This window comes from Amycolatopsis sp. cmx-4-83 (genome assembly GCF_046548815.1).
Taxonomy (GTDB): domain Bacteria; phylum Actinomycetota; class Actinomycetes; order Mycobacteriales; family Pseudonocardiaceae; genus Amycolatopsis; species Amycolatopsis pretoriensis_A.
The window spans coordinates 186,831-213,351 of the sequence record NZ_JAEBEF010000003.1 but is presented as its reverse complement, the minus strand read 5'-3'; the positions used below and the strand labels follow the sequence as shown (position 1 = coordinate 213,351).

27 protein-coding genes are annotated in these 26,521 nt (G+C 68.7%); 17 read left to right on the top strand and 10 right to left on the bottom strand.

Annotated elements, in window-relative coordinates; translation table 11 throughout:
• Nucleotides 1-56: 56 nt before the first annotated feature.
• Nucleotides 57-644 (bottom strand): TetR/AcrR family transcriptional regulator, encoded by a 588-nt coding sequence (locus tag ACLJQM_RS10630; RefSeq protein ID WP_410630985.1) that lies wholly within the window; start codon nucleotides 642-644, stop codon nucleotides 57-59.
• A gap of 46 nt (nucleotides 645-690) precedes the next feature.
• Complete coding sequence (locus ACLJQM_RS10625; RefSeq protein ID WP_410630984.1) at nucleotides 691-1,629, bottom strand: LysR family transcriptional regulator; 939 nt, start codon at nucleotides 1,627-1,629, stop codon at nucleotides 691-693.
• A gap of 134 nt (nucleotides 1,630-1,763) precedes the next feature.
• On the opposite strand from ACLJQM_RS10625, the gene ACLJQM_RS10620 reads away from it, so the two are divergent.
• The 3 genes from ACLJQM_RS10620 to ACLJQM_RS10610 all read left to right on the top strand — a co-directional run bounded on the left by ACLJQM_RS10620 (nucleotide 1,764) and on the right by ACLJQM_RS10610 (nucleotide 3,779).
• Nucleotides 1,764-2,696, top strand: a complete 933-nt coding sequence (locus ACLJQM_RS10620; RefSeq protein ID WP_410630983.1) for an NAD-dependent epimerase/dehydratase family protein — start codon at nucleotides 1,764-1,766, stop codon at nucleotides 2,694-2,696.
• 55 nt (nucleotides 2,697-2,751) lie between these two features.
• Nucleotides 2,752-3,447, top strand: a complete 696-nt coding sequence (locus ACLJQM_RS10615; RefSeq protein WP_410630982.1) for an SRPBCC domain-containing protein — start codon at nucleotides 2,752-2,754, stop codon at nucleotides 3,445-3,447.
• 200 nt (nucleotides 3,448-3,647) lie between these two features.
• On the top strand, nucleotides 3,648-3,779 hold the full coding sequence (locus ACLJQM_RS10610) for a LysR family transcriptional regulator (RefSeq protein ID WP_410630981.1): 132 nt from the start codon (nucleotides 3,648-3,650) through the stop codon (nucleotides 3,777-3,779).
• Between the two features lie 577 nt (nucleotides 3,780-4,356).
• On the opposite strand, the gene ACLJQM_RS10605 is transcribed toward ACLJQM_RS10610, so the two are convergent.
• Entirely contained in the window at nucleotides 4,357-4,905 is a 549-nt protein-coding gene (locus tag ACLJQM_RS10605) for an ImmA/IrrE family metallo-endopeptidase (protein ID WP_410630980.1), read from the bottom strand.
• Nucleotides 4,906-4,935: 30 nt separating this feature from the next.
• Nucleotides 4,936-5,319 (bottom strand): helix-turn-helix domain-containing protein, encoded by a 384-nt coding sequence (locus ACLJQM_RS10600; RefSeq protein WP_410630979.1) that lies wholly within the window; start codon nucleotides 5,317-5,319, stop codon nucleotides 4,936-4,938.
• A gap of 167 nt (nucleotides 5,320-5,486) precedes the next feature.
• Here ACLJQM_RS10600 and ACLJQM_RS10595 point away from each other — a divergent pair, with 167 nt between their 5' ends.
• The 5 genes from ACLJQM_RS10595 to ACLJQM_RS10575 all read left to right on the top strand — a co-directional run bounded on the left by ACLJQM_RS10595 (nucleotide 5,487) and on the right by ACLJQM_RS10575 (nucleotide 9,234).
• Nucleotides 5,487-5,765 carry a multiubiquitin domain-containing protein gene (locus ACLJQM_RS10595; RefSeq protein WP_410630977.1) on the top strand — a complete coding sequence of 93 codons (279 nt, stop codon included), beginning with the start codon at nucleotides 5,487-5,489 and terminating at the stop codon, nucleotides 5,763-5,765.
• Nucleotides 5,762-6,148, top strand: coding sequence for a hypothetical protein (locus ACLJQM_RS10590; protein WP_410630976.1), 387 nt, complete (start codon nucleotides 5,762-5,764; stop codon nucleotides 6,146-6,148). The genes ACLJQM_RS10595 and ACLJQM_RS10590 overlap by 4 nt, the downstream gene beginning before the upstream one ends.
• Nucleotides 6,130-7,506: a ThiF family adenylyltransferase gene (locus tag ACLJQM_RS10585; RefSeq protein WP_410630975.1), complete on the top strand. Its 1,377-nt coding sequence runs from the start codon at nucleotides 6,130-6,132 to the stop codon at nucleotides 7,504-7,506. Before ACLJQM_RS10590 ends, ACLJQM_RS10585 begins: the two co-directional genes overlap by 19 nt.
• A gap of 180 nt (nucleotides 7,507-7,686) precedes the next feature.
• Nucleotides 7,687-8,577 carry a DUF2510 domain-containing protein gene (locus ACLJQM_RS10580; protein WP_410630974.1) on the top strand — a complete coding sequence of 297 codons (891 nt, stop codon included), beginning with the start codon at nucleotides 7,687-7,689 and terminating at the stop codon, nucleotides 8,575-8,577.
• Between the two features lie 243 nt (nucleotides 8,578-8,820).
• Nucleotides 8,821-9,234: a histone-like nucleoid-structuring protein Lsr2 gene (locus tag ACLJQM_RS10575; RefSeq protein ID WP_410630973.1), complete on the top strand. Its 414-nt coding sequence runs from the start codon at nucleotides 8,821-8,823 to the stop codon at nucleotides 9,232-9,234.
• Between the two features lie 196 nt (nucleotides 9,235-9,430).
• On the opposite strand, the gene ACLJQM_RS10570 is transcribed toward ACLJQM_RS10575, so the two are convergent.
• On the bottom strand, nucleotides 9,431-10,465 hold the full coding sequence (locus tag ACLJQM_RS10570; RefSeq protein ID WP_410630972.1) for a TRM11 family SAM-dependent methyltransferase: 1,035 nt from the start codon (nucleotides 10,463-10,465) through the stop codon (nucleotides 9,431-9,433).
• Between the two features lie 29 nt (nucleotides 10,466-10,494).
• Nucleotides 10,495-11,091, bottom strand: a complete 597-nt coding sequence (locus tag ACLJQM_RS10565; protein WP_410630971.1) for a hypothetical protein — start codon at nucleotides 11,089-11,091, stop codon at nucleotides 10,495-10,497.
• A 557-nt stretch (nucleotides 11,092-11,648) separates the two neighbouring features.
• On the opposite strand from ACLJQM_RS10565, the gene ACLJQM_RS10560 reads away from it, so the two are divergent.
• From ACLJQM_RS10560 to ACLJQM_RS10540, 5 genes are all read left to right on the top strand, one after another.
• On the top strand, nucleotides 11,649-12,581 hold the full coding sequence (locus tag ACLJQM_RS10560; protein WP_410630970.1) for a sigma-70 family RNA polymerase sigma factor: 933 nt from the start codon (nucleotides 11,649-11,651) through the stop codon (nucleotides 12,579-12,581).
• A gap of 122 nt (nucleotides 12,582-12,703) precedes the next feature.
• Nucleotides 12,704-13,024, top strand: a complete 321-nt coding sequence (locus tag ACLJQM_RS10555; RefSeq protein ID WP_410631364.1) for a pilin — start codon at nucleotides 12,704-12,706, stop codon at nucleotides 13,022-13,024.
• Nucleotides 13,025-13,390: 366 nt separating this feature from the next.
• Nucleotides 13,391-15,133 carry a hypothetical protein gene (locus ACLJQM_RS10550; protein ID WP_410630969.1) on the top strand — a complete coding sequence of 581 codons (1,743 nt, stop codon included), beginning with the start codon at nucleotides 13,391-13,393 and terminating at the stop codon, nucleotides 15,131-15,133.
• Between the two features lie 12 nt (nucleotides 15,134-15,145).
• Nucleotides 15,146-16,183: a PrgI family protein gene (locus tag ACLJQM_RS10545; RefSeq protein WP_410630968.1), complete on the top strand. Its 1,038-nt coding sequence runs from the start codon at nucleotides 15,146-15,148 to the stop codon at nucleotides 16,181-16,183.
• A gap of 5 nt (nucleotides 16,184-16,188) precedes the next feature.
• On the top strand, nucleotides 16,189-17,979 hold the full coding sequence (locus ACLJQM_RS10540) for a VirB4 family type IV secretion system protein (RefSeq protein ID WP_410630967.1): 1,791 nt from the start codon (nucleotides 16,189-16,191) through the stop codon (nucleotides 17,977-17,979).
• A gap of 68 nt (nucleotides 17,980-18,047) precedes the next feature.
• Here ACLJQM_RS10540 and ACLJQM_RS10535 read toward each other — a convergent pair whose 3' ends face one another.
• Complete coding sequence (locus ACLJQM_RS10535; RefSeq protein WP_410630966.1) at nucleotides 18,048-19,307, bottom strand: DUF6236 family protein; 1,260 nt, start codon at nucleotides 19,305-19,307, stop codon at nucleotides 18,048-18,050.
• Nucleotides 19,308-19,585: 278 nt separating this feature from the next.
• On the opposite strand from ACLJQM_RS10535, the gene ACLJQM_RS10530 reads away from it, so the two are divergent.
• From ACLJQM_RS10530 to ACLJQM_RS10515, 4 genes are all read left to right on the top strand, one after another.
• Complete coding sequence (locus tag ACLJQM_RS10530) at nucleotides 19,586-22,099, top strand: type IV secretory system conjugative DNA transfer family protein (protein WP_410630965.1); 2,514 nt, start codon at nucleotides 19,586-19,588, stop codon at nucleotides 22,097-22,099.
• A complete protein-coding gene (locus tag ACLJQM_RS10525; protein ID WP_410630964.1) occupies nucleotides 22,096-23,133 on the top strand; it encodes a replication-relaxation family protein in 1,038 nt (345 codons plus the stop codon). The genes ACLJQM_RS10530 and ACLJQM_RS10525 overlap by 4 nt, the downstream gene beginning before the upstream one ends.
• Before the next feature lie 18 nt (nucleotides 23,134-23,151).
• On the top strand, nucleotides 23,152-24,114 hold the full coding sequence (locus tag ACLJQM_RS10520) for a C40 family peptidase (RefSeq protein WP_410630962.1): 963 nt from the start codon (nucleotides 23,152-23,154) through the stop codon (nucleotides 24,112-24,114).
• Between the two features lie 177 nt (nucleotides 24,115-24,291).
• Nucleotides 24,292-24,903, top strand: coding sequence for a hypothetical protein (locus ACLJQM_RS10515; RefSeq protein ID WP_410630960.1), 612 nt, complete (start codon nucleotides 24,292-24,294; stop codon nucleotides 24,901-24,903).
• 92 nt (nucleotides 24,904-24,995) lie between these two features.
• On the opposite strand, the gene ACLJQM_RS10510 is transcribed toward ACLJQM_RS10515, so the two are convergent.
• Genes ACLJQM_RS10510 through ACLJQM_RS10500 form a run of 3 tightly spaced genes read right to left on the bottom strand, consistent with a single transcriptional unit; the run spans nucleotide 24,996 to nucleotide 26,451 of the window.
• Entirely contained in the window at nucleotides 24,996-25,256 is a 261-nt protein-coding gene (locus tag ACLJQM_RS10510; RefSeq protein ID WP_410630959.1) for a hypothetical protein, read from the bottom strand.
• A gap of 40 nt (nucleotides 25,257-25,296) precedes the next feature.
• Nucleotides 25,297-25,719 (bottom strand): hypothetical protein, encoded by a 423-nt coding sequence (locus ACLJQM_RS10505; protein WP_410630958.1) that lies wholly within the window; start codon nucleotides 25,717-25,719, stop codon nucleotides 25,297-25,299.
• Nucleotides 25,720-25,767: 48 nt separating this feature from the next.
• The gene (locus ACLJQM_RS10500; protein WP_410630957.1) at nucleotides 25,768-26,451 is read right to left on the bottom strand and encodes a hypothetical protein; all 684 of its coding nucleotides are present in this window, start codon (nucleotides 26,449-26,451) and stop codon (nucleotides 25,768-25,770) included.
• Between the last annotated feature and the right edge of the window lie 70 nt (nucleotides 26,452-26,521).

Genomic DNA, 26,521 nt, shown 5'->3' with positions numbered 1-26,521 from the left:
ACTAGAAGAGGAGAGCTTGCCGCCCGGACCCGGCGCGAGACGGGCGACGGGGTTTGTCAGGCGTGGAGGACCTGGCGGGTGACAGTCAGGGCGCGGTCGAGATGGCGCGCGCTGCGATGAATCTTCGCCATCATGCTCGCCCCGAGCCACAGGTCGTAGAGCACCTCGGCCGTCGTGCGCGGACTCTCGTCGACGGACACGGATCCGTCCGCGATGCCGTCGGCGATCATCCGCTCCAGGCGGTCGACGATCGCGGCGGTGCCGATTTCCGTCGTCGCCCTCATCACCTCGGAGAGGTCGGCGACCTCCGCGCCGAGCTTGACGACCAGGCACCCGCCCTGGCAGTCGTTCGCGGCCTGCGTGTCGTAGAACCTCTGCCAGTAGCTCATCAGATGCTCCGCGGAACTCTTGCCCTTGTCGGCGACGATGCCGTCCATGGCCGCGAAGTAGTCGTCGAAGTAGCTCTGCAGCATGGCCTCGCCGAAGGCGTCCTTGGAGGCGAAGTAGTGGTAGAACGACCCCTTCGGGACGCCCGCCGCGGCGAGGACCTCGTTGATGCCGACGGCGGCGTAGCCCTTCACGGCCACGATCCGTCGTGCCGTTTCCAGAAGACTTTGACGCGTTTCCGACCTGGCTACCGGCATGGGCAGACCGTAGCACCGGATTAGACCGGTCGTCTAGAGCGCCCCGTCAGCGGCGGTTCGACGCCTGACCCGCGGGACCGTCCTGGGCGAGCTGGTCCCGCACCTTGCGAGGCACGCTCAGGCCGCGAACGCGCAGATCGCCGATGAACCGGGCGACGAGCGGATCCGGCTCCGCGGCCGTCACCGCTGCCAGTTGCCTTGCCCAGCGCGGAGCAAACGAGCGCACTGCCCCCGGAAAGCCGGGGCTGACCGCACTCACGGGACACACGGCGACTCCCAATCCGGCAGCCGCGAGCTGTGGTGCCGTCGCCGTCACCGATGTCCTCATCACCGTCTCCGGGTGGACTCCCGCGCGAGCGAAGGACTGGTCGAGCCAGGCGCTGAGGCCGTTGTCCGGCGCGAAGTGAACGAGCGGCGCGCCTTCAAGATCCTCGAGACGCACTGACGGCCGCTCGGCCAGCGGATGATCGACGGGCGTCGCCACCACGATTTCCTCCTCCGCGATGGCGGTGATGGTGAAGCGCCCGGCCGAGGGAGCGGTCAGCACTGCCACGTCGGCCTCGTCGGAGTCGACCAAACCCAGCGCCTCGTCCATCGCCGTGGACTCGCGCAGGGCGATCGCGACGTCGGGATGACGGCGATGCCACTGACGAATGACGGCGGCGAGCAGCGGCACCGTCAGGCTCTGCGCGCAGACCACGCGCAGGACGCCCCCGGCCGCTTGACCAGCCGCACGCGCCGACCGCACCGCGGAGGCGGCCGCTTCGATCGCCCGCCTGGCATCCGCGACGGCGGCACGCCCCGCTGAAGTGAGCTTGACCCCGCGAGGCTCGCGGCGAAGCAGGACCGTCCGAGTCTCGTGTTCCAGCGAAGCAAGCTGATGCGAGACGGCGGGTTGCGACGAATGCAGCAGCAGCGCGGCCTGTGTGATCGATCCAGTGTCCGCGACGGCGACGAGGCACTCCAGTGCCCGCAGAGAAGCCATCCAAGAATGTTATCGCAGACCTTCGAAACATGACTGCGATGGGGGGAAGGCATCCGGGCCCCTGGTTGCTCTAACCGACGAGACCTTCTCGCCCGGAGTCGGCGAGGGGCTCGCACAGCGCGAGGGAGAAGTTGATGGCACAGGTGTTCGTCACCGGGGGTTCCGGATTCATCGGCCAGGCGCTGGTGCGTCGGCTCGTCGGTGCGGGGCACTCGGTAGGTGTTCTGGTCCGGAGCGAGGCGTCGGCCGCGAAGATCTCGGCGCTGGGCGCGAAGCCCGTGCGGGGCGAGTTGACTGATCCGCTCACCTGGCGGGACGACCTGACGGGCAGTGCGGCGGTGTTCCACCTCGCCGCCGAGACGGATGTCGCCGCTGATCGCGCGCGTCATGAGCTGGTGACGGTTCGCGGCACACAGGCAGCAGTCGATGCCGCCCGCTTCGCGCGCGTTCCGCGTTTCGTCCACTGCGGGAGTGAAGCCGCGCTGCTCGCCGGCGACCCGCTCGTCGAGGTCGACGAGACCGCGCCGCTGCGACCCGACTCGGACGCCGCTTACAGCGCCGCGAAGGCCGCGGCCGAGAAGATCGTGCTCGACGCGAATGCCCCGGGCTTCGCCACGGTGTCGATTCGCCCGCGGTTCGTCTGGGGGCCCGACAGCTTCCTCGTCGAGGGCCTGGTCGCGGCAGCGAAAGCGGGACAGTTCGCGTGGATCGACGGAGGCCGGCACACGACCAACGTCACGTTCGTCGAGAACGCCGTCGAGGGCCTCGTGCTCGGATGGCAGGGCGGCCGTCCCGGTCAGGCCTACTTCGTCACCGACCGGCACCGCGTCACCCTCCGCGCGTTCCTGGAGGAGCAATTCGAGATCTATGGCGTCGACGTCCCCATCCCCGACATGGACGCCGAAACCGCCGCCGAAGAAGTCCCCGTTCCCGTTCGATGGTTCCTCGGACAGCAATGCACCCTGCGGACGGACAAGGCCGCGACCGAACTCGGCTACGAGCCCGTTGTCGAACACGCCGCCGGCCTGGACGCCGTCCGGAACTCGGTGGCCCTCAGCCGCGCGTGAAGCGGTCCGATCTGCGGAGATTTCCATGTTTGAAGCAATAAAGTGGCCGGAGGCCATGACTCCCAGCCGCTCCCCCATCCATTTCACCAACGAACTCGAGGTCGAAGCTTCTCCGGAAACGGTCTGGGCAGTGCTCGTGGACCCTCGGACCTGGCCCGCCTTCTACCCGGGCGTCGAACACGTCCGGCTGCTCGACGGCCACCACTCGCTGCGCCTCGGAACCCGATTCGAAACCAACCTTGCCGGCCAGGACGTCTTCGCGTCCGTGCAGGAGTTCCAGCCGCGGACGCGGATCGCCTGGGGTGGCTATCCCAAGGCTTCCGAAGCATCCAGGGCTTATCACGCCTGGATCATCACCCCCACGCCGAAGGGCAGCCATCTCTGGACCGAGGAAACGATGAGGGGCCCGCTCTGGAACGAGCGGGCGAAGCAGGACCGACAGCAGGGCCGACACTGCCCTCTGGGAGTGCTGGTCAGCGGGCTGGGTCAGACCTCCCCCGCGGCCCAGGAGGTCACCAGCCAGCTGCTGGCACGGTGGGACGCCGCCGTGCTCGCGGGGATCAACAGCATGCAGGAAACGGGGAAGATCTCGCGGCGGCTGGATGCGAAGCGGACGGCCGCCGCCCTCGTGGCCGCCATCCAGGGCGGCGCGACCAATCTGATGTCGACAGGGAGCACGACCAGTCTTGAGGCCGCACTGGACACCGGGATCGACTACCTGCGGCAGTTTCAGAACACCCGCGGACGCTGAGTGTCACTCGGCCCGGGCGGCGAGGAACTGGCATCGGCGGCAGCCTCAGATCGCTGGGCTAATGCCGTCCAGGCATGCCGGCGAGGAGGCGTAGCCGTATCCCTCGCCAGCTCGACTCGTCGACCGGCGCGCGGCGGGTACATCCGGGACGTCGTCGAGCGGGTGACGCCCAGCCCCTTCGCCGCGCTCGCGCGGAGGAATTGCACTTCAAGCGCGCCGCCGAGCGGCTGCACAACACGCCGCCGCTGTTGAGCAAGCAGATCAAGCTGCTCGAACGCGAGCTCGGCGGCGCGCTGTTCCAACGCGACTACCACGAAGTGCGGCTGGCTTGACTGCCACCGACGAACGCGTCGACTACCGCGTCGTCGCGAGGTACCGCAGCGGAATCGCGGTGCGCGGCGACGATCCGCTTGCCGCGAATGACGCCATCACCGTCGAACGACCTGCGCGACCGGGAGGTCGCCGTCGACTTCGCCGGCGCCAACCTGTTCATGCTGGCGAATCTGATGCATCGGCCACCGTCGCGGGATCGCCAAGCTCGTCCAGGACAGCCCGACCGGCCGCGGCAGCGAGGTCGAGACCGCGGCACAGGTCCGGTCCCGCCGGTTGGCTGTGATCGTCCCTTACGCACCCAATTCCTACCTCGGCTAGGTGTTCTCGCCTCCGGCGTTCAAGCTGGTCCCGTTCGACAAGGTCAGCAGCTGAGAGGCCAGCGAGCTGGCGATCGCTGGGGCTCGCGAACCCCCGGCAGGCGGCACGACGCCCTCGATGCGGCCGTCGACGAGCTGGCCGCGACCTTCCGCCCCCTCGATCGGCCGCCTTTCCCGGATGGCGACGTGGCCGTTTCGGACGGGGTGATGCGCCGGCCCTGTCGCGGACCTGCTGCCGGCCGATGACAGGAACGACCTCTCAGCGGAAGCGGGCTTGCTTGGCGCGCGCGTGCCGCGCCATCACACGCGCCCCGGACATCCGCATCTGGGCGAACTGCTCGCTCACCCCGTAGAAGGCAGCTACCTGGGCATTGTCCTTGTCGTCGAACGCTGCCCGCGTCGCAGCATCGTCAGGAACGAGCAGCTGACCCGAAAGGTATTTGGCTTCTTTCTCCTTCGCGAGATCGAAGCGCCTGCAGCCGTCCTCGCCCATCAGCAATTCGGCGAACTCGTGTTCGAGAAGGTGGTGCGCCAACTCGTGAGCCAGGCTGGCGCGACGGCGGGCCTCGGAGTGGGCCGTGTTCTCGATGATGATGCGGCAGGTGCCGACGGGGATGATGGCGGCCGACCACATCGTCGAGCGCACCGACGTGAAGTAGCGGACAGCGACGTCGGCCCGGGGGCAGTCGCCGAGCTCATCAATCGGGTACACCCGGATGCCGTGCTCCTCGGCGAGCAGGTAGGGATCCAAAGGCGCGTGCCGGGACAACCCGAGACCCGCTCGTTCTTCCGCGGCGACCTTCCGCATTTCTGCCTGCGTCCACCGCGCCCCCATGGCTCAGTCCGCCTTCGCCTGCCGGTCGGCGTTGAAGCGGCGCACCGCGGAGCCGATCAGCTCCTCCAGGTGCTCGACGTCCTGCGGCTGCAGGTCCGGCCGGGCCCGCAGGAGGGGCGCCAGCTCGGCGACCAAGTCAGGCGGCTCCGCGGTGCGTCTCTCCAGCTCGGCGTCGTCGATCATGAACTTCTCGGCCGGCACGTCGAGCCAGCGCACCATCGCGGCGAAGGCGTCGACGTCCGGGTTCTTCCCGTTCGCCAGCCTCGACATCGTCGACGGGCTGACGTCGAGCTGTTTGGCCAGCTGGCGCCACGACAACTCCCTGGCCTCGCGGGCCGCGTCCAGCGCCCCGTGTAGAGCGATCACATCGATGCTCGCGTTGGCCACCCGGGCTCCTGTTCCTGCAGTTGCTGGTCTGTCGTCGCTCATTGTTCGACAAGTCGAGCATTCATGCTACCCTCCATTCGTGGGTGCTCGACATGTCGAACACCGACAGAAGATAGGCACACCTAACCCCCGAGGTGTGGTCCCAGCCCCGACCCGAGGAGGACGCCATGTCCACCACCAGCGAACGCCAGGCTCCCGGTCACCACGGCAAGCCCCCGGTCCGGATCGCCGTCACCGTCAACGACGACCCGGTGATCCTGTCCGAGCACCGGCTCAGCGGAGCCCAGATCAAGTCCGCAGCCGTCGAACAGGGCGCCGACCTGCAGATCGACTTCCAGCTCTCGGTCGAGCGCGGCCATCACTTCGACGTCGTCGGCGACGACGAGGTGATCACCGTCCACGAGCACGACAAGTTCGTCGCCGTCGCCGCGGACGACAACTCGTGACCACCCCGACCACCGCGGTCGAGGCCGCCGTCGCCGCCGTCCGGGCACACTTCGCCGGGAAGCCGGTCGAGGTCCTCCCGGACGGCGCCGGCGGCGCCACCCTCATCATCGAGGACGTCGACCTCGGCGACCGCTACACGCCCCGCACCACCTGGATCGGCTTCCACATCAGCGCCGCCTACCCCCACGCCGACGTCTACCCGCACTACATCGGCCGGGTCGCCCGCGTGGACGGCCATCCCCACGGCCAGGCCGTACAGCCGGTCGACTGGAACAGCCGGGCCGCTCTTCAGCTCTCCCGCCGGTCCCCCGGCTGGAATCCGGCACGCGACAACGCCGCCCTCAAAGCGGAGAAGGTGATCACGTGGTTCACCGCAGCGTGAATCCGCCCCAGCGGGGATGGAGCCTCACCGCTCCACCCCCGCTCTGGGCCGAGCTCGAGCAACACCTGTTCCGAGACGATGACGACGAGCACGGCGCCGTGATCCTCGCCGGCCTCGCCTACGGCCCCCGCGGCCCACGGCTACTCGCTCGCGAACTCCTGCTCGCCGAGGATGGCATCGACTACGTCGCCGGTACCACCGGTTATCGCGCCCTCCGACCGGAGTTCGTCCGGGACGCGGCCCTGCGTGCCCGTACCGAGAAACTCGCCTACCTCGCGGTCCACAACCACTTCGGCACCACCAGCGCGAACTTCTCCCCCGTCGACTTCGCCAGCCACGAACGCGGCTATCCCGCCCTGCGGAAGATCACCAAGCAGCTCGTCGGCGCGCTGGTCTTGACCCCGCAAGCCGCGGCCGGAGACCTCTGGCTGCCCGACGGGACCCGGCACCTCCTCGCCGAGGTCACCGTCCCCGGCGGCAGCCTCGTCCGCCTCACCCCTGCACCGACCACGGTCGAGACCAGCGACACCCGGCACGACCGCCAAGCCCGCCTGTTCGGCGACCGAGGGCAGCAGGCGTTCGGGCGGATGCGCGCCGCCGTCGTCGGTCTCGGCGGCGTCGGCAGCATCGCCACCGAACTCCTCGCCCGGCTCGGCGTCGGGCACCTCGTCCTCATCGACGCCGACACAATCGACGAAACGAACCTTCCCCGCCTGGTTGCTGCGGAACCGGACGACGTCGGCCGGCTCAAGACCGAGCTCGCCGTCCGTAACGCCCGACGCGCCAACCCCGACATCGAACTCACTGTCGTCACCGAGAACGTGCAGCATCCGGACGCTCTGCGAGCGCTCGTCGGCTGCGACTGGATCTTCCTCGCCGCCGACACCAACGCGGCCCGGCACTGGGTCGACCGGACCGTCCACCAGTACCTGATCCCGGCCACCCAGGCCGGCGTCAAGGTTCCCGTCGACGAGCACGGCACGGTCGGCCGGATCCACGTCGCTGTCCGCCAGCTCGTCCCGGGCCGCGGCTGCATGTGGTGCAACAAGCTGATCAGCCCCACCGAACTCGCGCTGGACATGCTGCCGGACCGCGTCCGCGAGCAAGCCCGCTATGTCGATGGCGTTCCCGCGCCCAGCGTCATCGCGCTCAACAGCCTCGCCGCCGGCGAAGCCGTGAACCACTTCATGCTCGCGGTCACCGGCCTCCACACGGACAACGGCGAGCACTCTCGCCTGCTTTTTCCGCGAAGCGGGGAGCACGTCCTTCAACGGTCGCGCCAGACCGCGAACTGCCTGACCTGCTCCCCGGCCGGCATCCTCGCCCAAGGCGACGCGCCAGCCGTCGCGGAACGCTAGTCCGCGGCCTCGACACCACGCACACGGTCGCGATCACCATCATTGCGATGATCGACAGCATTTGTGCACAACCGTGGAGTTATGTGGAGTTGCCTCGTCGCCACACGGTCACGTAACGCCGAGTCAGGCTCCCCCGACTTCGAGTCGAACTCTGGCGTTCGAACCAGGAACGGAGAACACGTGGACGCGGCGACCCCACCAGCCGGGTGGTACCCGGATGGCCGCGGCGTCCGCTGGTGGGACGGAACGGCGTGGACCGGGCACAGAGCCTCGCTGCCCGCGCCCACCACCGAAGTTCCCTCAGCCGAGCGGCTCACCGTTCCGCAAACCGCGCCCCGGCAGCCGGTCGCCACCACTGCGCCTGCCACTGTCACCGCGGGCGCCCTGCGAGGAACGAGCTTCGGGGATCGCTGGATCGAAGTCGGCAGTTCCCCATCCAATGAGCGCGCGTTGAACAAAGTGATCACCGCACGGGGCCGGAGCGGTCCGAAATCCTTGCGGGTCGACGACGCGATCGTGCACCTGGTCGGCACCGAGGTGCAGGTGAGCGTCGGCAGCACACGAGTCGGCACGCTCAGCGCCATGGACACCGCGACGTACTGCTCCGTGCTGAAATGGGCAGGACACCCGATCGAGTCCAGCGGCATCATCCTCATCGACGCGGACGGGCACCCCGGAGTCCATCTCAAGCTGTACCTCCCGAGCCCGGACATGCTCGTCCCCGCCAACGATCTGGACACCACGATCGCCGTGTTCCCCGCTGAGGACCGAGCCGGTGGCCTGACCTTGGCGCGAGTCAAAGCCGAGCACGCGCTGGTGGACTCGGCGACTGAACGCTGGTGGTCAGGGGCAGCCCGCTCCGCTTGGGTCGTGCTCACCCGGGCGGGATTCGAGATCACGGCGACCATGGACGGAATGCCGTTGCCAAGCCTCGACCCCGATCGGGCCGCCGGCTTGCGGACGGCGTGGACCACCAGACACCCCGGACTGACCCGAATGCAGTTCGAGGCGCAGGTGTACCAGATTAAAGCCGGACGCCAGGTGAGCATCCGCTTTCCATTGACCTGGTAACGCCAGCCACCCGGGCACGACCAACTGCGCCGAGCGCCTTGCCCCCTGTCTCGTTTCCAACCTACTCGTGACCGCCCTTTGGCGGATCGTCGCTTCGACCGAGTTCTTTACAGAGGGATTTTCGGGTTGCCACGAGTCGTGAGCAGGACCGGTTTCAACTACACAATCACTACGGATAGAATCAATCGGAGTTGACAACAGTCCTTTCGAGGCGACTTACCGAGACTGATTCAAGGAGTAAAAATGGCCCAGAAGGTATTCGTCGAGATTCTCGACGACATCGACGGGAGCCCGGCCACCCACACCGTCCCGTTCGCCCTCGACGGCATCACCTACGAGATCGACCTTTCCGACGACAATGCGGCCGCGCTCCGCGACGAACTCGCGCGGTACATCGAGTCCGGCCGTCGCACGGGTGGCCGCAGGGTTCGTGTCGCCACCGGACAATCAACCACGTTCAGCTCGACCGGTCGCGAGCGCACTCAGCAGATCCGATCCTGGGCGTACGCCAACGGCTACGAAGTCTCGGCACGAGGACGGCTGGCCGCAGAGGTGATCGCCGCGTTCGAGCGGGCTCAGGCGCCCGAGCCCGTGGACAGCACACCGGCTCCCCGCAGGCGACCTGCGCGTAAAAAGGCCGCTGCCGCGAAGAAGTAAGCAAGGTGGCGGCCGGTCACCCGAGGAAGCTGTCCCGTCGGCGACGAGGTCATCCACGTCGCCCTCAGCTTTGCACCGGTCCTGACGCGGTGAAGGACGAATCCGACCGCGGCGTTGTGTCGGTGCAACGGTCCGGCCGCCCCGCCGGCTCCGGATAGCCCAACCGACCTCCCAGCCCGGACCGAGCCGTCACCTGTCACGCGGCCCAATGCCCAGGTCCAATCGCGCCGTACTCGTGACGCGCCGCAATACGTCGGTTCGCGTGTCCATCCTCCGCCTGCAGGATGATGATGTCCTCGTGCGCGATCAGGTGCAGCGGCAGACCAGCTTCACGCTGCTTGCGGATGAAGTCGCGCTGGAAGAAACTGCCACGCGCGACCAGTTCGTTCTCCGCGACACGGGCCAGCAACGCGACGCATCGCTCGACCGGCACCAGACCGGCCGCGACGCCGCAGGCGATGACCTGGGAGGGCAGGTCGATCAGCTCTGCGTGCTCGCGCCACGGCCGGACCGTGATCGCCACGTGGCCACCCGGACGGAGGACACGCGCGCACGCAGTGAGAATTCGGGTGAAGCCGGCCAGCAGTCGGTGGTGGCCGATGTTGGCCAGGTTGCCGCGGTCGAGCGCGCTGCCGTAGCGGTAATGGCGCTTGCGGACCTTGTCGACGCCCGCCTCCCGGTTCGTGTTGACCAGGCCGTGCACCGATGGGCCGTACGGCGGCGAGGTCACGACCAGTCCGACCTGGCCGACGTACTCGGCCGGCAGCAGCGTCTCGAGCTGGCGGGCGTCACCACGGACGACCTGACCTTCGTGATCGTGACCGCGCTCGCGGGCGAAGCGCAGGTTCGCACGGGCGACGTCGACCCAGTGCGGCTCGTACTCGACACCGACCGCACGGCGCCCGAGGTCGATCGCCTCGACCAGCGTGGTGCCGATCCCGCACATCGGATCCAGCACCACCTCCCCCGGCTTCGTGTAGTGCTCGATCGCGTGCGCGGCGACGGCGGGCAGCATCTTCGCCGGGTGCGCGGTCGACTCCGGCACGTACCGGCCTTTGCGTTGCACGGCAGGCGAGGTCTGCGCGGTCGCCCACACCGACACCGGCAGCTCGCCGAAGTCCGTCGACGGGTCGGCCCGCAGGGCGGTGTCGAGGTCGTCGATGAACGCGCGGGACAGCGGCGTCGTCGGCTCGTCGCCCGGAACTTGCGAGTCTTTCTGCGTGGTGGTCATGGCGGTGCCTGTGCCTTTCGGTCGGCTGGTCATCGGACGTCTTCCGGCTGCGCGGCGCCGGCGTGAGCCTGCGCGAAGACGAGGACGTCGCTGTGCGCCCGTACGTGCGTCCTCGGCGCGACGTCGGCTCGCTCCGTCGCGGTGAGCGGCTGTAAGCGGCACTTCCGGATCGGGGTGAGCAAGGTGACGATGTGCTGGAGGTACAGCAAGTCGGCGTTTTGCGCGGCCGCGATCATCGGACCCGACGGATCGCTCAACCGGCCGCTCGACCAGTCGCTGCACGTATAAACCGCGAGAATTCCGCCGAACACCAGCGCCTGAGCCGCCGCGATCGCCACCGCCTCCGCTGAACCGCCGGCTCCGCCTTCCGGCGGCAGTGACGTGATGACCAAGTCGGCTCGGTCGATCGACTCCGCCGTGCCTGGTGTCGTCTCGTCGCCGCCCTCCGGCACGAGCTTCGTCACTGCCGGATGGCGACCGAGTGCGTGGACGGCGTCGAGTGCGGCATCCAGTTCACCGGCACCGGCTGCGCAGGTTGCGGCTCCCTGAACCGCCGGCCATGGCGCGAGCAATACCCGAGCGCTGGACGCCGAGAAGCTCGTCGTGATGCCCTCGATGATCGGCACCGGCCATGCGGCGGCTGGATCGATCGGGTCAGGGCCGACCGTCCATACCGTTGGCGGAATCGGTGTGAGTTCACGTGTGGTGTTCGCCTGCTTCGACGTGCGCGTAGTGCGCGGGCCGGGGCGGACCGGAGCGGCAGCACCCGGGTACGGAACACCGTTGACGGTTCGAGTTCGCGGTGGACGGGTGGAGTCGTCCCGATTGGACGGCCGGCTGGCCGAAGACGGCGGGCGTCGAGTCACGAGCGGAACCTCCGGAGGCTGGTGGCCGACTGCTCTGGTCGGCGGTTTCTGCGCGGTCGCCGGCTAACTCCGGCAACGAGGTCAGCAAGAGACACCGCCACAGCGAACCCGTGTTCCTGCGTACGAGCCGATAAAGGTCCGTCGCGAACTTCGACAGACCTGCAGCCGGTCGGGGCAGGGATTCCTAGGCCCGTTTGCAGGCGTGACACGGCTTTGAAGCGGCTTCGTCACGCTCCTGACCTGGTCTTGAAGCGATTTTGAGGCGCCGCGGCGGGCTTCCTGGCGACATCACATTCCGCTCGCTCAGGAGTCACGCCATGGAGAATTCCTCGACACGAAAGCAATCCACCTCACGTCCGCGCGGTGAGCCTGGCGTGTTCGATACCGCGCGTACGGCTTTCGCCTGGCTCGTCACCGGACCGCACCCGGTCGCCATCGACGGCCGAACCGTGCGCGGACTGCCGCCGCGGCTGGTGCCACTGGACGAAGTCGGCAAGCTGACTATCGCGAAAGGATGTCCACAGCAGACACGGGACGCGGTGTGGACGGCGCTGGTGACGCGATCGCGTGCCGAAGGCGGCACGTGGACGGTCGCGTGCGTCGGGCTCGCGTTGCCGGTGTTGCTGCCGGTCGCGGCGAAGCTGACCAACCGGTTCCGCGGCGAAGTTCACGACATCCACGCAGCCGTGCTGACCGGCTTCCTCGAAGCGCTCGCCGACGTCGACCTCACCCGGCCGGCCATCCTCGTCCGGCTGCGCTGGGCTGCCTATCGCGCCGGCCACCGCGCCCTCCGGGAGGCGCTCGACGCCGCGGCTCCGGTCGCCGACCTAGGCGCTCGCGCGCCCGGGCCGGAGCACACCGGCGGACACCCGGATTTTGTTTTGCTCGCGGCCGTCGAGGCGGGAGTCCTGACCGCCGCGGAGGCCACGCTGATCGGCGAGACGAGATTTGGCGAGCTGTCCCTGGCTGACGCCGCGCAGGCCCGCGGCCAGACGTACAAGGCGACGCAACAAGCCCGGCACCGCGCCGAGCGCAAGCTGGCCGAGTATCTCAGCGACGACGAAGCGGATCCGCGCCGCAAGGTGCGACGCAGCTCTGCCCGCGCGTCCGAGAAGACGCGGCGTCCGGTGTCTCCCCGACCGCCGAGATCCGGAGTTGGTGACCACGGGACGCGCCTGCCCGCGCGCTCTCGCCCATCCCGGTCCACCTCGGAACCGGGCGCCGTTCAGGAGGCGTCCTCATGCGACTGATCTCGCACAGCCCCAGCCACCGCATCGAAGCGGCGAACCGAGCCTGGGCGAACGACCTGCGGACTGATTTTGTGCCAGAAGCTCCGACGTCTCCGATCCGATCGCGAAGGTACCCGGCGCTTGTGCTCGGCTGCAACCTGGCCGCGTTGGCGCTGCTGCTCGGCGGATCCACCGCGCACGCCGAGACGGTGCAGTACGTCGCGCTCGCGCAGTCGGTCGACCAAGTCCTGTCGAACATCCGGACGTGGATCATGGGCATCCTCGCCGGCATCGCGCTCGTGTTCTTCACCATCGGCGGGCTCCGCTATCTGATGGGGTCCAACGACCCCGGCGAAATCGAGAAGGCGAAGGGCGCGTTCAAAGCCTCCGGGGTCGGCTTTGGTCTCGCCGCACTCGCGCCGCTCGTCGTCGAAATCCTCAAGACGATCGTCGGCGGGGTGTAGACGATGACCGCCCACACCACCGGCCCGATCGCTGCGGTCGGGAGTCCACGTCGAGATCGACGCGTCTTTTGGCTCGTCGTCATGGCCGCGCTGCTGACGACCGTGCTCAGCGCGATCGCCGTCGGCTCGGCAACAGCACGCCCACAGCCCGCCGCGGTCCAGCTCGATCCGGCGCCACCTCCACTGCCACTTCCGCCGAACCCGGGTTGCGCACCGGGTTCCGCCGAGTCGGCCTGCCACCTTCCGACCGCGACTACGGTGCCGACGGCTCCCTTGCCGCCGAGCAGCGCCGACACGCCGTGCCAGGGGCCGAACTGCATCCCGCAGCCGTCTACGCTCGTCCCCAGCACGCCGCCGCCGGTTCCCGTGCCGAACAGTGTCGCCGACGGTGCCGAGTGCGGGCTGACCAACCTCACCGGCTGCATGGTCGTCGCCGCGAGCGCGTTGTTCGCCGCGGTCGTCGCCGCCGGGCTGAACCCGCTGCTCGAGCTGCTCGGCAAGACGCTGCTGACGACGCCGGAGCCGGATCAACTGCCCGGTCTCGGCGCCGTCTGGACCGGATCGTGGCACATCCTGCTCACCGCCTACGTGATCCTCGTGCTTCTGGCCGGGTTGATCATCATGAGCTACCAGACGCTGCAAGCTCGCTACACCGTCAAGGAAATCGCACCCCGGCTCGTCATCGGTTTCCTCGCCGGCACTCTCTCGCTGTTCCTGATGACCAAGGGCATCCAGGTCGCCAACGCACTCTCGGCCGCCGTGCTCGGCGAGGGTACCGACCCTGCCGAGATGACCCGCAGCTTGATCACGATGGTGCAGAACTCGCTGCACGGCGGCGGCATCTTCCTCGGCATCCTCGGGCTCGGACTGGTCGCGATGCTCCTGGTCCTGCTCGTCGTCTTCATCGTCCGAGTCATGCTGACGATCCTGTTGATCGCCGCCGCGCCGATCGCGCTGATGTTGCACGCCCTCCCCCACACCGAAGGCATCGCCTACCTCTGGTGGAAGGCTTCCGGCGGAGTGCTGGCGATCCAGGTCGGGCAGTCGTTGACGCTCGTGGTCACCGTGCGGGTGTTCTTCGCGCCGGGCGGGTTCACCATCTTCGGCCCGTCGCTCTCGTCGCTGATGAACCTCCTTCTGTGCATCGCGCTGATGTACGTACTCATCAAAATCCCGTTCTGGTTCCTGGCCCCGCTACGCTCCGGCCGTCCCTCGTTGCTCGGGCGGATCGCGCGCGGCGTGATCGCCTACAAGACGATGGGCCTGCTCTCCGGCGCAACAGCGGCCCGCGGCACCTCGCGAGTTCGCCTCGCCGGGCCGAGCGCGCCGCCGGACCCGCCGGCGACCCGGTCCGGGCAGTTCATGCTGCCGATGAAACTGCGCCGCTCCACCAGCTCGCGCCAAAACCCGCGCCGAGGATGGGACGAACTCCCCCGCGGCGGCGCGCTCGACGGAACGCCCGGGCCGGGCCAGCTGTCGTTGTTCACGACCCGCACCGGCGACTCGACGGTGCGGGCCAACCCGCGCGCGTTGCCGCTGAAGGACTTGCCGAACGCGCTGCCCGCCGACCAGCTCGGGCTCCCGATCACTGTGCGACACGAGCCCGACCGGCGACCGCGACGCACGCTCGCCGACGACCTCACCGCACCGCTGCCGACCGCTCGGCCAGCGCGGCAGCCGGGCCTGCTGACGCCGGACGGGCGGATCAGCCGCAACGCGCGACCGCCGGCGAAGCTGCCGAACGCGCTGATCGCGCCGAGCGCGGGCATGCTGCCGATCCACCTGCCGCCGCAGACGCCGCGGCCCGCGCGGCGCAGCCTCGCCGACGAGCTCGCCGACCCCGCCCGGACCACCAGCGCACCGCAGACCGGGCCGGGCCTGATCACGCCCTCGGGACAAATCAACCGCGCTGCACGCGCTCACCGCCGTCCCGCGCCCGACGCGTTCAGCGGGAACCGGCCGCTCGCGTCCGGGCAGTACCCGCTCCCCCTCGGCGTCCGCCGCCAGCCGAAACCCGTACCCCCAGCAGCACCCACGCCGGTGCGTAAGCCCGGCGGCAAGCAGCTGCCCCTGCCGCTGGATCTGCCGCGGCGCCAGCCCAGGAAGTGAGGTGGCGAGGTCATGTCCCGTCCCGTGCGCATTCCCGCCGATGTCGACCGCCCCGACCGCGTACTCGGCCCGCTCACCGCGCGGCAGCTGACGATCCTCAGCGTCACCGGCCTGCTGCTCTACGCCCTCTACGGCGCCACCCGCAGCGTCGTGCCCCTGCCGCTGTTCCTGCTCGTCGCGATCCCGATCGGACTCGCGGTCACCGTGGTCGCGCTCGGCCACCGCGACGGCGTCCCGCTCGACCGCCTGCTGCTGGCCGCGATCCGCCAGCGCCGCGCGCCGCGCCACCAAGTCTCCGCTCCAGAGGGCGTCGGGCCGGTTCCAGCCTGGCTCACCGCCGAACCCGAGCAGGAAACGGTGGCACCGACACCGCTGGAGCTACCCGCGCGCGGTATCGACAACGGGCAGACCGCCGGCGTCGTCGACCTCGGCGACGACGGCATCGCGGTGATCGCCGCCTGCTCGACCGTCAACTTCTCGCTGCGCACGCCCGCCGAGCAGGAAGCGCTCGTCAGCTCATTCGCACGCTATCTGCATTCGCTGACCGCGCCCGTGCAGTTCCTCGTACGCGCCGAACGCCTCGACCTCGCCCCGCAGATCACCGAGCTGCGCGACCGCGCCGGCGGACTCCCCCACCCCGCACTCGAAGCCGCCGCACTCGACCACGCCGACTACCTGGTCCAGCTCAGCCAGCATGCTGACTTGCTGCGCCGCCAGGTACTGCTCGTGCTGCGCGAACCGACGCGTCCCGCAGTCGTCGACAGCGTCAGCTCGGCGTTGGGACGCCTCCGGCGACAGCCCGAAGCACCTGCGGTCGATCGGGCGGCGCGCCAGGCCTCCGAGCAGCGTCTCATCCGGCGGCTCAACGAAGCGGTCGAGCTGCTCACCGCGGCCGGAATCGTCGTCACCGCGCTGGACGCGGCGACCGCGACAGGTGTGCTCGCCGCGGCGTGCAACCCCGACACCTTCCTCCCACCCTCGGCCGCGCTGGCCGGTGCCGGCGACGTCGTGACCGCCGCCGACCTCTACGACGAATTCGAAGGACGGTGAGCGAAATGCCCCGCACACGGCAACCCGGCTCGGCAACGGCGACGTTCACGCCGGACTCGCTGTCGATCGGCGCACGGCATCTCGAGGTCGGCAACGAATGGGTCGCCTCCTTCGGCGTCACCGGCTACCCGCAGGAGGTCTACCCCGGCTGGCTCGCCCCGCTGCTCACCTACCCCGCCCGCCTCGACGTCTCCGTCCACGTCCAGCCGGTCGACCCGGTCACCGCTGCCAGCGGCCTGAAGAAGCAGCGGGCCCGGCTCGAGTCCACCCGACGCCACCACGCCCGCCACGACCAGCTCGACGACCCGGACCTCGACGCCGCGGCCGACGACGCCGCCGACCTGTCGCGGCGGATCGCTCGCGGTGAAGGCCGGCTGTTCAAGTTCGGCCTCTACCTGACCATCCACGCCGCCGACGAGCAGGCGCTCGCCGAGGAGGTATCGGCGCTGCGGTCGCTGTGCGCGTCCCTGCTGCTGGACGCCAAGCCCGCCACGTACCGATCGTTGCAGGGCTGGGTCACCACGCTTCCGCTCGGGCTGGACTCCCTTGGTCTGAAAAGGACGTTCGACACTTCAGCCGCGTCCGCGGCATTTCCTTTCACATCACCGGACCTGCCCGCGGTCGATCCGACGTCGACCTCGCCCAGCGGCGTGCTCTACGGCTACAACGTCGGCTCCCAAGCCCTCGTGCACTGGGACCGGTTCGCCTGCGACAACCACAACTCCGTCGTCCTCGGCCGATCCGGCTCTGGCAAGTCCTACCTGGTCAAGCTCGAAACCCTGCGCAGCCTGTACCGCGACATCCAGGCGTTCGTCATCGACCCCGAAGACGAATACGCCCGCCTCGCCGACCAGGTCGGCGGCGCCTACGTCCACCTCGGCGGCGGAGGCGTCCGGCTCAACCCCTTCGACCTGCCCATCCACACCACCGCGTCCGGCAGGCGAACCGCACCGCACGACGCGCTGAACCGCCGAGCCCTGTTTCTGCACACCGTGCTCGCCGTATGCCTCGGTGCCGAGCTGACCGCCGGCGAACGCGCCGTCCTCGACAACGCCCTCATCGCGACCTACGCGAACGCCGGGATCACCAACGACCCGCGCACCTGGACCCGGCCCGCACCGCTGATGCGCGACCTCCGCGACACCTTGGCGGCAGCCGAAGGCGGCGCGGACCTCGCCGCCCGGCTGCACCCGTTCGTCGACGGCGCCTTCGCCGACCTGTTCTCCGGCCCTACGACCACCACACCGGACGGCCACCTCGTCGTGTTCTCCCTACGGGACCTGCCCGACGAGCTCAAAGCGATCGGCACCCTGCTGACCCTCGACGCGGTCTGGCGGCGGGTGTCCAATCCGGCCGACCGTCGTCGGCGGCTGGTGGTCGTGGACGAGGCGTGGCTGCTGATGCAGTCACCGGAAGGCGCGAAGTTCCTGCACCGGATGGCGAAGACGTTCCGGAAGCACTGGGCCGGACTCACCGTCGCCAGTCAGGATATCGAGGACTTCCTGGGCAGCGCGCTCGGCCGCGCGATCGTGGCCAACGCGGCAACGTCCGTGCTGCTGCGCCAGTCCCCCCAGGCCATCGACCAGATCGCGGCGACCTTCAACCTGTCCGAGGGCCAGCGCCAGTTCCTGCTCACCACCGACCGCGGCCAAGGGCTGCTCGGCTCCGGCACCGAATGGGTCGCCTTCCAGGCACTCGCGTCGCCGACGGAGAACGTCCTGGTCACGACGGACCCGAAATTCCTAGCAGCTATTCAGGATTCCGAAACGAACGCAGGGTGGGTGGAGCTTTCATGACGGTACTTCGGCGGCCCGCGGGTTCGTGCTACTCAGGTCAACGGGAGTCCTGTGGTGGAGATCGTTGCTTACCGCCGAGGCCAAGAACTACGCAGCTTTTCGATCATCGTTGCCGGATTGAGTTTCCGCTCGAGCTGGAACAAGTAGCCGACCGGGCACGCACGGATGGCGTCCCGACGTTGCCGTCGCCACTGGACCGGCGCGCTGAGGACACATGCGGCCAGGGCGGCGGAGCCGGTGATGGCAGGAGGCAGCCCTGCGGTTTGGGCAGCGGCATCGGCCAGCGGCGGCAGCGCCACCGACTTGATATTGGCCACAGCCTTGACGGAGTCCAGACCGACGCTGCGCAACCGCTCACGCAACTGGGTCAATTGCATGGTCACGACGTGCTGGACTTCGGTGCGGAGGTGCTCCTGGAAGACTGGCAAGTCCCGGACATCTTGCAGTTCGGCCAACTGCTGGGCCTGATCGGTCACGTAGCTGCGGAAGGTGTCCAGTTCGGCACCGAAACGGGCGCGGGCTTCGATGACCTTCTCGACCGGAACGGTATCGAGGTTGGCGGGTATCACGGTCTCGAACGCCAGGAACACGAACGAATCCAACAGGTCATCTTGAGTTCGTCGGATTCGGAATCGGCGCATGGCCGTATTTCGGCGGTGAAGCTCGTTCGCGTCGACGAGTGGTTCGTCCACCAACGTCTGCACCAGACGCTCCAATGTCCAGCCCGACAGGGCCGCATGGGGCAACACTTGGTTGCTGACTGGATGCAGGCGATCCTCGGTCGCGATGCGTTCGGTCAAGGCGCAGATGTAGGCGGAGGCCAGTTCCGGATGCATTCCCACCCATTGACCGCCTCTACCGGGCTCGATGACCGCAAGCCCGAAGTCTTCCAGCATGGCAGCTACACCAATGTCGATCTTGCTGGCATGAATGTACCCCAATGCGGGGTCCAACAACTCGTAGGAGTAACCGGCACGGTCGACGGAAGCGATGTTGGACCAGCCGATCGGCGGCACTCGCCTACCAGACGACCAAAGCGGGATCCGGTCGATCCCAAAGCGGTTCCGAAGCGTAACCGCATGAGCGTTGATCAATTGCAGGAACGGTTCCCCGACATCGGCGGCTGCCCATGCCGGGGGCGTGAGGTCGATCAGCCATCGCGCCTCGTCCTGCAGAACACGTGCAACTGTCGAGTCGTCGGTTGGGTAGCCGTTCGGGCGCAGCCGCGCCATCTTTGGCCAGTACAGTGCGGCGTACTTCAGCCAGGTGTCATCGCGAATGTGGATGTCGGGGTAGTACAGGGCAAACGGGTCCAGCGGCGTCGACACCTCAGCATTCGCCCCCTCTGCTCGCCCAACCCTACAATAGCTCACGAACCCCGGCGTTCCGTCGGAAATCCTGATGGCGTGTCGGATTTCCACAGGTGCTCACCCCGGCACGGCTGGCCTGAGCAGCACCGGCGTCCAGACATAAGAGACGCCCAGCATGAACGCCGGAAACTTCCCATAACCGACCCAGCCGAGCTCGCCGAGATCGCCCAAGACTTCGGCGACCCGGCGGTCGAGGACGTCGTCGATCTCGGCCCCGCAGACGCGGAGGTCGACTCGTGACCCGGCACGCGGGATGGGTCGGCGGCTACCTGACTGATCCGTGGGACGCGGTCCACCAGCTGCTCGCTGGCGTCATCGACGTGGCGACGAGCTGGGGCCCGATCGCCGTTCCGGCGCTCGCCATCCTCGTTTCGGGCCTGGCCGTCAGCCGACGCTGGTGGCGAGGCCGCTGCCACACCGCGCTGCTGGCTGACGCGCGGTGCGTCACCGTGCTCGCGCCGCCTACCGTCGATCCCGCCGGCGGGATCCTGCTGTGGTCCAACCTCGTCGGCCTGCTGCGGCCGAGCTGGCGGCGATGGTTCACCGGCCAGCCGCACCTCGCGTGGGAATACCGGTTCTCCGAACACGGCGTCACCCTGCGGCTGTGGGTCCCGGGCGTGATCCCACCGGGCCTGGCCGAGCGGGCGATCGAAGCCGCCTGGCCCGGCGCCCGCACCCGCACGGTCGCGGCCGACCCGCCGCTGCCCGAGCCGAAGTCCGGACTGCGCGCCATCACCGTCGGCGGCCAGCTGTGCCTCGCACGGCCCGAAGCCCTGCCGATCCGCACGGCCTTCGATGCCGACCCGATCCGCGCACTGCTCGGCGCGCCGGTCGGCCTCGGCCGCGACGAGTACGCCGGCGTTCAGATCCTCGCCCGGCCGGTCACCGGCCGGCGGGTCCGCCGAGCCCGTCGGGCGGCACGGCGAGTCCATGCCGGCGCGTCCGGACGACTTGGTGGCCGGCTGCTCGACCTCGTCACGCCGGGCACCACGGCAACTCGCTCCGGACGTGTGCGCGACGCCCGGCGAATCAGCCGAGATCCACAGCTGTCGCTGGAGTACTCCGCGCAGAACCGCGCGATCGTCGGCAAGCAGCGCGGCTCCCAGTACGAGGTCGTCGTCCGCTACGCCGTCACCACCCACCTGCCGGACGACTCCGCCGAAGCAGACATCCGGCGGACCCGCGACACTGCCCGCGGCCGCGCACACGCCCTCGCCGCAAGCTTCGCCGCCTACACCGAGCACAACCACTTCCACCGCATCCGCCTTCACCGCCCAGCTCTCGCGCTCGGGACCCGACGCCTCGACCGCGGCGATCTGCTGTCCGTGCCGGAGCTGGCCGCGATCGCCCACCTACCGGTCGACGCCGAAATCCCAGGCATCGAGCGCGCCGGCGCCAAGGCCGTCGCGCCACCGCCAGGCATCGCCGTGCCCGGACCCGAGGTCAAACCGCTCGGCGTCGCCGACACCGGCAACGCCCGCCCCATCGGGCTCCGCGTGCCGGACGCCCGCCACCACCTGCACGTGCTCGGCGCCACCGGGTCCGGGAAGTCGACGCTGCTCGGGAACCTGATCCTCGACGACGCGGACGCCGGCCGCGGCGTCGTCCTAATCGATCCCAAGGGCGACCTCGTCACCGACGTCCTCTCCCGGCTCCCGCGCGAGGCCGCCGATCGGGTCGTGCTCTTCGACGCCGACTCCCGGCAACGCCCGCCCTGTCTCAACCCGCTCGAAGGCGGCGAGACCGACCGCGAGGTCGACAACCTCGTCTCCGTCTTCCGCCGCGTCTACTCCGCGTTCTGGGGCCCGCGCACCGACGACCTCATGCGCGCCGCCTGCCTGACCCTGCGCGCCCAGGATGGCGTCCCGACGCTCGCCGACCTGCCCAAGCTGCTGACCAGCGCGGCCTTCCGCACCCGGATCACCAGCGGGCTGACCGACCCGGTGCTGGCCGGGTTCTGGGAGTGGTACGACGAGCTCACCGAGTCCAGCCGCAGCCAGGTCATCTCCCCGCTGATGAACAAGCTCCGCGCCTTCCTGCTGCGCCCGTTCGTCAAGGACGCCATCGCCGGCGGCCGCTCGACCGTCGACCTGAACGACGTGCTCAACCAGGGCGGCATCTGCCTCGTCCGGATCCCCAAAGGCTCGCTCGGCGACGAGACCACCCGGCTCGTCGGCTCGCTGGTCGTCGCTCGAACCTGGCAAGCAACCACAGCCCGCGCCCGCGTCCCGCAACGCGAACGCCCCGACGCCTCCCTCGTCATCGACGAGTGCCACAACTTCCTGAACCTGCCGTACCCGCTCGAGGACATGCTCGCCGAAGCCCGCGGCTTCCGGCTGGCCATGACGCTCGCCCACCAGCACCTCGGCCAGCTCCCCCGCGAGCTCAAAGAAGGCATCTCGACCAACGCCCGGTCGAAGATCTTCTTCAACGCCTCCCCCGAGGACGCCCGCGAGCTCGCCCGCCACACCGCACCACGGCTGTCCGAACACGACCTCGCCCACCTCGGCGCCTACCACGTCGCCGCCCGCCTGGTCGTCAACGGCGCCGAAACCGAGCCCTTCACCATGACGACGACACCGCCGCCCCCCGCGGTTCCCGGGCGGGCCCGAGAAATCCGGGCAGTCCTCCGCCGTAGCCGGTCCCGGCCCGCGGACCGGACGAACCGTGGCAGCTCGAGGCCGCCGGCCCACAGCCGCAAGACCGATCCCCGCCGCGCGCGAGTCTCCGATCGCGGAGGTGCCCGTTGATCATCACCACGACCAGGCAGCACCAGCTGCGCCAGCACCTTCCCGGCGGAACCGCCGCCCGCGCCGCCAACTCGATCGAGCACCAGGCGGCGCTCGCGACGCGCCTCACGCCGCGGGACAAGTGGCTGCTGGCCCTGCTCTACGAACACCGCGTCCTGACCTCCGCCCAGATCCAAGAAGCCGCCTTCCCCTCGGGCCGCTCGACCCGGCAGCGTCTGCGCGAGCTGTACCTCTGGCGCGCCGTCAGTCGGTTCCAGCCCTTCCGCCAGCTCGGCTCCGCACCGATGCACTACGTCCTCGGGCCCGCCGGCGCCGTCGTGCTGGCTGCCGAGCACGGCCTGGAGGTGAAGGAACTCGGCTACCGGCACGACCGCGCGATGGCCATCGCGCACAACCAGCGCCTCGCCCACACCGTCGGCGTGAGCGGCTTCTTCACCTCGCTCATCGCGCACAGCCGACGCTCACGGGACGGCAACGGAATCACAGCTTGGTGGTCGGAAACCCGCTGCGCCCGACACTTCGGCGACCTCGTCATCCCTGACGCCTACGCCCGCTGGGGCGAACTCGAGTTCTTCCTCGAATACGACACCGGCAGCGAGTCGCTGACCAAGCTGTCCCGCAAGCTGCTCGCCTACGCCCGGCTCGCCGACTCCACCGGCATCGCCACCCCGGTCCTCTTCTGGCTGCCGACGAGCCGCCGCGAGGCCAACGCGCGATCGGCGCTCGCCCGTGTCCACGCCGACCTCGATCAGCGCGCCGACGTCCCCGTCGCCACTGCGGCCGCCGACCTCGCCGCTTCGAGTTTAGGAAACGCGGCCGGCGAGATCTGGCTCCCGCTCGGCGAGAGGTCCTCGAACCGGACCGCGTCCCCGCGGTACTCGCTCGGCGAGCTGGCGCACGCCTGGCCGGCCCTCGCACCAACCACAGCCGACCTCGACGCCCCGGCAAGCCAAGCCGTGGCTTACCGGTTACCGCCGCCGTGTCCCATGCCCCCGGAGGCCACGCCCGTCCGGAGTCGGCGTCCCGGGGCCTGATCGCGCGAGGAGTGCTTGATGGGATCCAAGATCGCGGTCGGCGTCGCCGTCGTGCTCGCAATACTTCCGCTGCTGCTGGGCGCGGTGCCGCAAGCCGTCGTCACCTCGCTCACCGGCGTCGGCAGCACGACTTGCACGCCCAGCAGGACCGCCCCGGGCACCGTGGCTGGCTACGGACCTGACCAGCTCGGTAACGCCGCGATCATCACCTCGACCGGCAAACAGTTGCAGGTGCCCGAGCCGGGGTGGGTCATCGCGGTCGCGGTCGCCATCCAGGAGTCCACGTTGCGCAACCTCGACCACGGCGACCGGGACAGCCTCGGCCTCTTCCAGCAGCGCCCGTCCCAGGGCTGGGGCACGCCCGAGCAGATCATGAACCCGACCTACGCGGCGACGCAGTTCTACCGGCACCTGCAAGCCGTGTCCGGATGGCAACGGATGAGCCTCAACGACGCCGCCCAGGCTGTTCAGCGGTCCGGGACACCCGACGCCTACGGCCGCCACGAGACGATCGCCGAAGCCATCGTGACCGCTGTCGCCGGAGTGGCCTGCGAGCACACCCGCGGCGGGGACTGCGCGAACATCGCCGCGCCGACGCCCGCCGCGCTCACCGCCATCAACTACGCGTGTGGGCAACGCGGGCTGCCCTACGTCTGGGGCGGCAACGGACCTGTACACGGTGACGCCGGTTTCGACTGCAGCGGCCTGACTCGAGCCGCCTACGGCGCAGCCGGCATCGCGTTGCCGCGGACCTCTAGCGAGCAGTACGCGGCCGGGCCGCGCGTGCCGTCCGGCGCACCGCTTCTGCCCGGCGACCTCGTTTTCTATGCCACGGCCGGACGCGTCCACCACGTCGGCCTGTACATCGGCAACGGGTACATGATCGACGCGCCGGACTTCGGGCAAGCCGTGAAGGTGGAGCCGTTCCGCCATCCTGGTGACAACTATCTCGGTGCGACCAGGCCGACCGTACCGGGTTGACACTGTCGGACAACCACTTCCGGGCGATACATATGTCTTGTTTGGACGATGGCTTGACACGAACCGGTTGATGGAGCGTCCATAGACATGTAGCCCGAACCACCGGATGCGCACCGGCGGGCGAACGCCCCGGCCGGGGCATGACCATCCACCGCTTTCACCGAAACGGAGCCCGTCATGCCCGCAGCTTTGGACACCACAGCCAACGACGCCAAACCCGAAACGGCGGAAACCAAGGTTCGTCGAGCCCTCGAAGCAGCAGCCCCAGGCGCGACTGCGGCAAAACTGGCCAGCGCGGCGGGAATCGGCCGCTCCACCGCTACCAAGATCCTCTCCCGCTGGGCAGCCGAAGGGCTGGTGACCCGGACGGCAGGCAAGGACCAGTCAGTCCCCGTCACCTGGGCGTTGATCGACGACCAGAACGACGACACCGACGAAGTGGCGACCGGAGACGCGGCAGATCAGCACGTGGACGCTCCCACCACTGAACCTGACGCACAGGAGCCCGACCCTTCACCCGCGGCCGACGTCGGCGACGCCTGCGACCCGGCAACGCCGGGAGCCGCAACGGTGGGCGCGCCGAAAAAGGAACGACTGCCAAAGGGCGCGCTGTACGACATGGTGCTGAAATTCCTGAAGGCGCATCCCGGCGAAGAGTTCGGACCCGCCAAGATCGGCACGGAACTGGTCAAGTCCAGCGGCGCAGTGAGCAACGCATTGGAAAAGCTCGTCATCAAGGGCCTGGCAACGAAAACGAGCGAGGCACCGAAGCGCTTTACCGCCAACTGACCTGCTGCCACGGACGAACTCGGTCCGGTCGCCATCCCAGCAACCGGACCGAGTTCGTTGCTATCCGCAGTCGGCGACGAACCCAACTTCGCTCACACGAAGAAGTCGTCTTCGTCGTCGAGATCGTCAGGCTCGATGCTGGCCAGCCCGACGGCAGCGGCTACCGCGTTCAGCGTGCTCACAGCGGTTCCGTCAACGTAGGTGGCGGAATACACCTCATCGACCGCAACGTTGTCGAGTCCCCTCAAGGCGGCAACGACCGCAGCCCTGAGCTGGTCGACCGTGCAATCAGTCAGACGCTCGACGATCAGATGAGCGGGAAGGGTGGACATGGGCACTGCAGCGGGATTCATGTCTGTTCCTTTGTGGACGGTAAGAGTGAGCGTTCGGTGGTCACGTCGCGCGAAGGTGGTGTGCGCGGTCATATTGCGGATTTCCGGTTCCGTCAACGAAGAACAGCCGACCGGCGTACCGGTCGACCATGTCAAGCGGCACCTGCTCACGGCCGCGCCTGTCCAAGCTAGCGAGAGCCTCGGCCGTCACCTCGGCGCGGACAGGAGCGCTTAGCGGGTCGGCGATTCCGGTGAATCGGACGTGCACCAACCAGACGGGAGGCTCGTCTCCCCACAGAGGCCTGATGATGGAAGCACTGATCGTGATCTCGACATGCGCGGCGACGCGTCCGGTAGCACGCGCGGCAAGCAGATCGTCGTGAATGAGGTGAACGAACATACCGATGGCGTCGCCGTTGGACGCACCGGAAGATTGGTCACCGTCGATCCACACGCCCGGCTTCCAGTTGTCTTCGATGAGCACGGGTTCCTCCCTTTGTGAGGTTTCAACAGTTTCCCTTTTCAAAACCAGTCAGGACGGCACGATCCCCAGCAGCTTGGCCAGATCATCCGCAACCTCGGCGGCGTGTTCACGGGAGACGACGATCGAAAACCTGACGTCGGGCGAGCAGGTACGCAGTTCGATACTCGATCGCCCATCCGCCAGCGTGCACCGTGTAGCGTTGTGCATAACCGGTACGACACGCACGGGTCCGCCGAACGCCTGCGCCAGGCTCAATGTCACGTCGCGTTCTTCCGCCAGCCGCTCGCGTCGCCGGATGTTCCGCTCGCGAATACGACCAAGCCAGTTTCGATACGAGGGAAGTACGTCCTCTTCAAGACGGTCAGCGACGTCCCTCGGCGGCGTCCGGGTCTCGATGAGAACGGGGCGTGGGCGCTGGTCGTCCGGGAAGAACCAGCCCGCCGGGTACTTCAGGCGGTGATCGACATATTCGCCGCAATCCGTCCAACCGGTCGAGAACTGGTCCTCGTCGTAAGGCAGGACCGGCCTGATGGTGTAGGCCCATGGCCGGGCGCGCTTGACCGACTCGACGCAGAGGGCCTCGCCCGCGGGGCCGAACATGACCAAACGGCCGTACAGGCTTTGTTCGTAGCCAGCATTGCCCCTGCAGACGGCGAGGCCCCACGATCCGGCCAGTTCGGATGCCAGGTCGAATGCCGCGCGGACGATACGTTCTTCGCGTGTAGGTGCCATGGCGGTTCAGTCCCTTTCGATTGTCAACGCTGGTAACGCCCTGTGGCGCCGAGGTCACGTACAGGCCCAC